This is a genomic window from Thiohalocapsa sp. (genome assembly GCF_019695415.1).
In the GTDB taxonomy this organism is placed as follows: domain Bacteria; phylum Pseudomonadota; class Gammaproteobacteria; order Chromatiales; family Chromatiaceae; genus Thiohalocapsa.
Genome location: NZ_JAIFKJ010000142.1, coordinates 532 through 7,491, shown reverse-complemented (window position 1 = coordinate 7,491; position 6,960 = coordinate 532). Strand labels below are relative to the sequence as shown.

8 protein-coding genes and 1 tRNA gene are annotated in these 6,960 nt (G+C 66.5%); all 9 read right to left on the bottom strand.

What is annotated here, in order from left to right; all coding sequences use genetic code 11:
* Window positions 1-9: 9 nt before the first annotated feature.
* A tRNA-Pro gene (locus I6U14_RS03645) sits at window positions 10-86 on the bottom strand.
* 74 nt (window positions 87-160) lie between these two features.
* Window positions 161-529, bottom strand: coding sequence for a MerR family transcriptional regulator (locus I6U14_RS03640; protein ID WP_296896952.1), 369 nt, complete (start codon window positions 527-529; stop codon window positions 161-163).
* Window positions 510-809 carry an integration host factor subunit alpha gene (ihfA, locus tag I6U14_RS03635; protein WP_296896951.1) on the bottom strand — a complete coding sequence of 100 codons (300 nt, stop codon included), beginning with the start codon at window positions 807-809 and terminating at the stop codon, window positions 510-512. Before ihfA ends, I6U14_RS03640 begins: the two co-directional genes overlap by 20 nt.
* Window positions 810-933: 124 nt before the next feature.
* A complete protein-coding gene (gene pheT / locus I6U14_RS03630) occupies window positions 934-3,312 on the bottom strand; it encodes a phenylalanine--tRNA ligase subunit beta (protein WP_296896950.1) in 2,379 nt (792 codons plus the stop codon).
* Between the two features lie 75 nt (window positions 3,313-3,387).
* Window positions 3,388-4,422 carry a phenylalanine--tRNA ligase subunit alpha gene (pheS, locus tag I6U14_RS03625; RefSeq protein WP_296896948.1) on the bottom strand — a complete coding sequence of 345 codons (1,035 nt, stop codon included), beginning with the start codon at window positions 4,420-4,422 and terminating at the stop codon, window positions 3,388-3,390.
* 285 nt (window positions 4,423-4,707) lie between these two features.
* Entirely contained in the window at window positions 4,708-5,064 is a 357-nt protein-coding gene (gene rplT / locus I6U14_RS03620) for a 50S ribosomal protein L20 (RefSeq protein WP_296896946.1), read from the bottom strand.
* A 15-nt stretch (window positions 5,065-5,079) separates the two neighbouring features.
* A complete protein-coding gene (gene rpmI / locus I6U14_RS03615; protein ID WP_296896944.1) occupies window positions 5,080-5,277 on the bottom strand; it encodes a 50S ribosomal protein L35 in 198 nt (65 codons plus the stop codon).
* A gap of 177 nt (window positions 5,278-5,454) precedes the next feature.
* Window positions 5,455-5,973 carry a translation initiation factor IF-3 gene (infC, locus tag I6U14_RS03610; protein ID WP_296896953.1) on the bottom strand — a complete coding sequence of 173 codons (519 nt, stop codon included), beginning with the start codon at window positions 5,971-5,973 and terminating at the stop codon, window positions 5,455-5,457.
* A 122-nt stretch (window positions 5,974-6,095) separates the two neighbouring features.
* A partial coding sequence (locus tag I6U14_RS03605; protein WP_296896943.1) for a threonine--tRNA ligase occupies window positions 6,096-6,960 on the bottom strand: 865 nt, incomplete at its 5' end.

Sequence of the window (6,960 nt, the reverse complement as noted above, 5' to 3'; positions counted from 1 at the left end):
TTTTTTGTTTGGTCCGGGCGGCAGGATTCGAACCTGCGACCCCCACAACCCCATTGTGGTGCGCTACCAGACTGCGCTACGCCCGGAAGCCCACCAGTATACCCAAGCGCGACGCCGTGCCGCAACGCGGGATGCAGTCCCATCCCTGCTGTCGTTGCGCTCAGTGCTGCCGGCGCTTCAGATCGTGCAAAAGATCTTCCAGCTCCAAGCGCATCTGGCGAATGATTTGATGGCTCTGAGAACTGTCGTGCTTGGCGCTCTCACCGGAGAGCTGCTGGCGGGCACCGCCGATGGTGAAGCCCTGCTCGTAGAGCAGCGAGCGGATCTGGCGCACTGTCACGACATCGTGACGCTGGTAATAGCGGCGGTTGCCGCGGCGCTTCACGGGCTTGAGCTGCGGGAACTCCTGCTCCCAGTAACGCAGCACATGCGGCTTGACGTCGCACAGCTCGCTGACCTCACCGATGGTGAAATAGCGTTTGCCCGGGATCGGTGGCAGATCGTCGACGCTATCGGTCGTGTCCGACATAGGCTTCGACCCGCGACTTGAGCTTCTGACCCGGCCTGAAGGTCACCACGCGGCGGGCCGTGATGGGGATCTCCTCGCCCGTTTTGGGATTGCGCCCTGGACGCTGCTTCTTCTCGCGCAGGTCGAAGTTACCGAAGCCCGAGAGCTTCACCTGCTCGCCGTTCTCCAGAGCCGAGCGTATTTCCTCGAAGAAGGACTCGACGACCTCTTTCGCCTCGCGCTTGTTGAGTCCGAGCTCCTCGTAGAGGTGCTCGGCCATGTCTGCCTTCGTCAATGCCATAGAGCGTCTCTTTGCGGTGCATGTGCCGATGCGCGGCCGGCGCTGATTGCGGCCTTTGCGCGGGCGCCAACCCTTGGTTGTCGCGCCGATGCCCCTTGCGATGCGCCCGCTCTTGGTCGCCGGATCAGGCCCTGAGCTCTGCCCCCGCATCTCGGCGCAGGGCGGCGAGCACCCTGTCCACGACAGCGGCCACGTCATCGTCTGTAAGTGTCTGAGAAACGTCTTGCAGAATCAATCCCAAAGCCATGCTTTTTCGGCCCGAATCGATCTTTTCGCCGACATAGACGTCGAACAGGACCAAATCCCGCAGCAAATCACCCGCTGCCGCCCGCACTGTGGCACGGACGGCCTCGAAGGGCACACCCGCATCAACCACGATGGCCAGGTCGCGGCGGATGGACGGGAACTTGGACAGCGCGGTGAAGGCGGGCCGAGGGGCGCCGCCGAGTGTGTCGGTAGCAAGCTCGAACAGCTGCACCGTCACCGGCAGGTCGAGGGCTGCCGCGAGCGACGGATGGATGGCCCCGAGCCAGCCCACCGAAGCGCCGTCCCGCTCCAGCCGCGCACACTGCCCGGGATGCAGCGCAGGGTGCACCGCCGGCAGGCAGCTCACCGCGTCCGCACAGCCTGCCGCCCGAAGCAGGGCCTCCACGTCGGCCTTGACGTCGAAGAAGTCGGTGTCTCGCGTGGAAGCACTCCACTGCTCTGGAAGCACGGGCCCAACGGCAACGCCGGCGAGCATGGGCTCCTGATGCAGCGCATCACCGTCAGGGCGAAAGCGCAGCCCCGCCTCGAACAGGCGCACGCGCGACTGCTGGCGTGCCAGATTCTGGCGCAGGGCGTGCAGCAGCCCGGGCCAGAGGCTGGTACGCATCACCGACAGCTCCGCCGACAGCGGATTGGCCAGGGCCAGAGGCTCCACTTGCGGATCCACCAGCCTCTGCAGCTCCGGACTCACGAAGCTGTAGGTAACGGCCTCGAACCAGCCGCGGTCGAGCAGCAGCCGACGGGAGCGAGCCGCGTCATAGGCCATCTCGAGCGGGGCACGCGTGGTGGCGGCGGAGCGGGCATGGGTCACCGGAATGCGATCATAGCCATGCACGCGCCCAAGCTCGGCAATGAGGTCCACCTCCAGCTGGAGGTCGAATCGACCCGCCGGCGGCGTCGCCCGCCAGCCGTCCTCGGTGGCAGTGAGTGCCACGCCGAGCCGATCGAGGATGTCCTCCACGGCGGCATCTTCGAGCCCGAGGCCCAGCACCTGCCCGATGCGCCGGCGCCGGAGCTGGATCTGCCGCGGCGCCGGCAGCTGATCTTCGGCGGCGGCCTCCACCACCGGCCCGGGCTCGCCACCGGCCACCGCGAGCAGCAGCGCCGTTGCCCGCTCCATGGCACCCGCACAACCCGTAGGGTCCACACCGCGCTCGAAGCGATGCGACGAGTCCGTATGCAGCCCATAGCTGCGCGCCTTGCCGGCGACGGCGGCGGGGGCAAAGAATGCGCTCTCCAGCAGGATGTCCCGGGTGTCGGACCCAACGGCACTGTCGGCACCGCCCATGACGCCGGCGAGTGCCAGCGCCTTTTTTGCATCGGCGATCACCAGCGTGTCCACCCGCAGCGTCGCCGTCTCGCCGTTCAACAGGCTCAGCGCTTCACCCTCTTGGGCCATGCGTACCTGGATGCCGCCGTCGATGCGCGCAAGATCAAAGGCGTGCATGGGCTGGCCAAGCTCGAGCAGCACGTAATTGGTGACGTCGACGGCAATGCTGAGCGGACGGACGCCGCTGCGGCGCAAGCGCTCCTGCATCCAGAGCGGCGTCGGCGCGCTTGCATCGACCCCGCGCACCACCCGGCATAGATAGCGCGGACAGGCCGCCGGAGCTGCCAGCTCCACAGGCAAAGCCGCCTCGATGGCGGGCGGCACGGGGGAGATGCTCGGCGCGCGCACATCCACGCGGTTCAGCACGCCAACGTCACGGGCGACGCCGGCGACGCTCAGGCAGTCCGCACGGTCCGGCGTCAGGTCCAGCTCGATACAGTGGTCGTCCAAGGCCATCCAGGCACGCAAGTCTTCTCCCACCGGCGCGTCGCCGGGGAGCACCATGATGCCGTCCGCGCTCTCCGCGAGGCCCAGCTCAGCGGCGGAGCAGATCATGCCATGGGACTCGACACCGCGGAGCTTGGCGCGCTTGATTTTGAAGTCTCCGGGCAGCCGTGCGCCGACGGTGGCCACGGGCACCCGCTGCCCGGCGGCGACATTGGCAGCGCCGCAGACGATGCCGACGGGCTCGCCGTCGCCCGTATCCACCTGACAGACGCGCAGCTTCTCGGCATCCGGATGCGGCGCCACCGCCTGCACATGGCCGACGACCACGCCCGTGAAGGCGGGCGCTGCCGGCTCCACGGCGTCCACCTCCAGCCCGGACAGGCTCAGCTGGTCTGCAAGGGCTTGGGTGTCGAGCGGCGGGTCGACCCACTCACGCAGCCAGGCTTCGCTGAAGCGCATGGAAAACAGTCTCCGGTGATGATGACAGCGCGCCCGGGCCGCCGGTGCAGACGGCCGTGAGCGACAACCAGGACGCTAGGCAAACTGGCGAAGGAAGCGCAGATCGTTCTCGAAGTAGAGGCGGATGTCGTCGATGCCGTAGCGCAGCATGGCCAGGCGCTCGACACCCATGCCAAAGGCGTAGCCGAGCCAGCGCTCCGCGTCGATGCCCACATGCCCCAGCACCGCGGGGTGGATCATGCCGCAGCCCAGCACCTCCAGCCAGCCGCTTTGCTTGCAGACCCTGCAACCTGCACCGCCGCACTTCACGCACTGCACATCCACCTCCGCCGAGGGCTCGGTGAACGGAAAATAGGACGGCCGGAAGCGAAGCTTGAGGGCCTCATCCTCGAAGAAGTTGCGCAGGAAATCGTAGAGCACGCCCTTCAAGTCCGCGAACGTGGCCTGCTCGTCCACCAGGAACCCTTCCACCTGATGGAACATGGGGGTGTGAGTCAGGTCCGAGTCGCAGCGGTAGACCCTCCCCGGCGCGATGACGCGAAACGGCGGCTGTCGGTGCTCCATGACGCGGATCTGCACCGGTGACGTGTGGGTGCGCAGCAGGCGGCCGTCCGGGAAATAGAAGGTATCGTGCATGGCCCGGGCGGGATGGTGCGCCGGGATGTTGAGGGCCTCGAAGTTGTGGTAATCGTCCTCCACCTCCGGGCCCTCCTCCACGCCGAAGCCGGCATTGGCGAAGAGCTGCTCGATGCGCTCCAGGGTGCGGGTGACCGGGTGCGCGGCGCCAATCTGCTGGCCGCGGCCCGGCAGGGTCACGTCCACGCGCTCGGTCGCAAGGCGCGCCTCCAAGGCGACCCGCTCCAGATCGGCCTTGCGCACGTCCACCGCAGCCTGCAGCTCGGATTTGGCGCGGTTGATCGCTTGACCGGCGGCCGGGCGCTCGTCCTTGGGCAGTGTGCCGAGCGCCTTGAGCTGCGCGGTGAGCCGGCCGCTTTTGCCAAGGTAGTCGACCCGCACGCGGTCGAGCGCGGCGAGGTCGTCGGCGCCGGCGATTGCCTTCAGGGCAGACCCCTTGAGCGCATCGAGATCGGGGGCATTGCCGTCGCTCATGATGTTGCTTGCTCGGGCTCAGGCGATGGGATTGATCAACATGGCCAGGAGCAACCGGGCACCCAGCGCGCAATCGTCAGCGGCGGCGCAGCATGCGCCGAGCGTTTTAAGGTTCAAGGGCACGGCGCGAGGACCAGTTGGAGGAGCCGGGCCGGCTTGCGCCGGGCAGCCGCGGCTCGAGCGCGGCCCAGCGGCTGGGCAAGATGCCCGGGCGACCTTGGCGCCCGCCCGCCGAAGCCTTCTGCAACGGACGAGCAGCCAATGCCCGGGGCAAGCGCCCGGCAGTCAGGCCAGCGCAGCCTTTGCCTGCTCCGCGATAGCCGCGAACGCCGCCTCATCGTGATAGGCGATATCCGCCAGCACTTTGCGGTCCATGTCGATGCCGGCCTTGTTCAGGCCGTCCATGAAGCGACTGTAAGAGAGGCCGTTCATGCGCGCAGCCGCATTGATGCGCTGAATCCAAAGCGAGCGGAAATCGCGCTTGCGCTGGCGACGGTCTCGATAAGCATACTGGCCAGCCTTGATGACGGCCTGCTTGGCGACGCGGTAGACCTTGGAGCGGGCACCGTAGTAACCCTTGGCCTCCTTCAAAACCTTCTTGTGACGGGCGTGGGCAGTCACGCCGCGTTTGACGCGTGGCATGGGGCAGTCCTCCGGCTAGCAGTACGGGATCATGCGACGTGCGGCACGCACGTCGGCCTTGTGGAGCAGGTGAGCTTTGCGCAGTTGTCGCTTGCGCTTGCTGCTCTTCTTGGTGAGGATGTGCCGCCGGTGGGAGGCGATGCGCTTGAAGCTGCCTGTGGCGGTGCGGGCGAAGCGCTTCGCCGCACCGCGATTGGTCTTGAGCTTGGGCATTTTGATTCTCCGTCTGTTAAGCCGAATCGAGCTTGTGCGCGATTAGGCTTATGGGTTTTGGATGCGGCTTGCCGGAAGCCCTGGCCCGGTGCCGCTCATTGTGGGCTCGCGGTACCTGCGAACCTTTGATGCCGGCGTACCGTTGCGCACCGGCGGCGCCAACGCTTTGCGCTGGCCCTATTTCTTGCGTGGGCCGAGCACCATGACCATCTGCCGGCCTTCCATCTGCGGCTGCTGCTCTACGGTGCTGATGTCCGCGAGGTCGCTTTCCACGCGCCGCAGCAGCTCTAGCCCCAGCTCCCGGTGGGCATGCTCGCGGCCGCGGAAACGCATCGTAACCTTCGCCTTGTCGCCGTCGTTCAGGAAACGCGTGAGGTTACGCAGCTTGACCTGGTAATCGCCGATATCGGTGCCGGGGCGGAACTTGACCTCCTTGACCTGCACCTGCTTCTGCTTCTTGCGCGCCTCGGACTTTTTCTTCTTCTGATCGAACAGAAAGCGGCCGAAGTCCATCAGACGACAGACCGGCGGCTCGGCGTTCGGCACGATCTCCACCAGATCGAGGCTAGCCTCGGCGGCCTTGGCCTTGGCCTCGTCGAGATCGACGACGCCGATCTGATCCCCGTCCGCGCCGATCAGGCGTACCTCCGATGCCGTGATCTCATCGTTGACGCGGTTGCGTTTTGGTGCAGCGATAGCAGGCTCCTCCTTACGGAACTGAAAACTCTCTCTAACAACGCGCGGCGGTCATGACCCAAGGGACGCGCCATACCCCCAAGCGCCCCACGCGCCACGACGCCGACTCGCGCGGCGCGCGGTCAGTGGCGCTGCGCGACGGCCGTGCTCAGGGTTTCGATGAAGGCCGCAAGCGGCATGGCCCCATGGTCTTGTCCCTTCCGGTCCCTGACGGCGACTTGGCCCTGTTCCACCTCACGGTCACCGACCACCAACAGGTAGGGTACCCGTTGCAGCGTGTGGGCGCGGATTTTATAGCCGATCTTCTCGTTCCTCAAGTCGGACTCCACGCGGAATCCCTTGTCATGCAGCGCCTTAGTGACTTCGCGCACGGTCTCGGCCTGGCGGTCGGTGATGTTCATGACCACCGCCTGCACCGGTGACAGCCAGACCGGCATGACCCCTGCGTAGTGCTCGATGAGGATGCCGATGAAGCGCTCCATGGAGCCGAGGATGGCGCGGTGGATCATGACCGGCACCTGGCGGGTGTTGTCCTCGGCGACATACTCGGCGCCGAGCCGCCCGGGCATGGAGAAGTCCACCTGGATGGTGCCGCACTGCCAGGCGCGGCCAATACTGTCATGAAGGGTAAACTCGATCTTCGGCCCGTAAAAGGCGCCCTCCCCCGGCTGCACCTTGAAATCGAGCCCCTTGTCTCGCAGAGACTTGTCCAGCGCAGCCTCGCCCTTGTCCCAGAGATCGTCACTGCCGACCCGCTTGTCCGGGCGCAGGGACAGCGCAAGCTCGATGCTGTCGAAGCCGAAGTCCCGGTAGGTCTCGAAGACCATGTCGATCAGCGTCGTAACCTCCGCCTGAAGCTGGTCCTCGGTGCAAAAGCAATGCGCGTCGTCCCGCGGACACAGGAGGCGCGCACACACGCCCCGCAGCGGGGCCGAGGGCCGCGTGGGGTGAAGACGACCCAACCCCGCCCAGCCGAGGAGCCGGTAG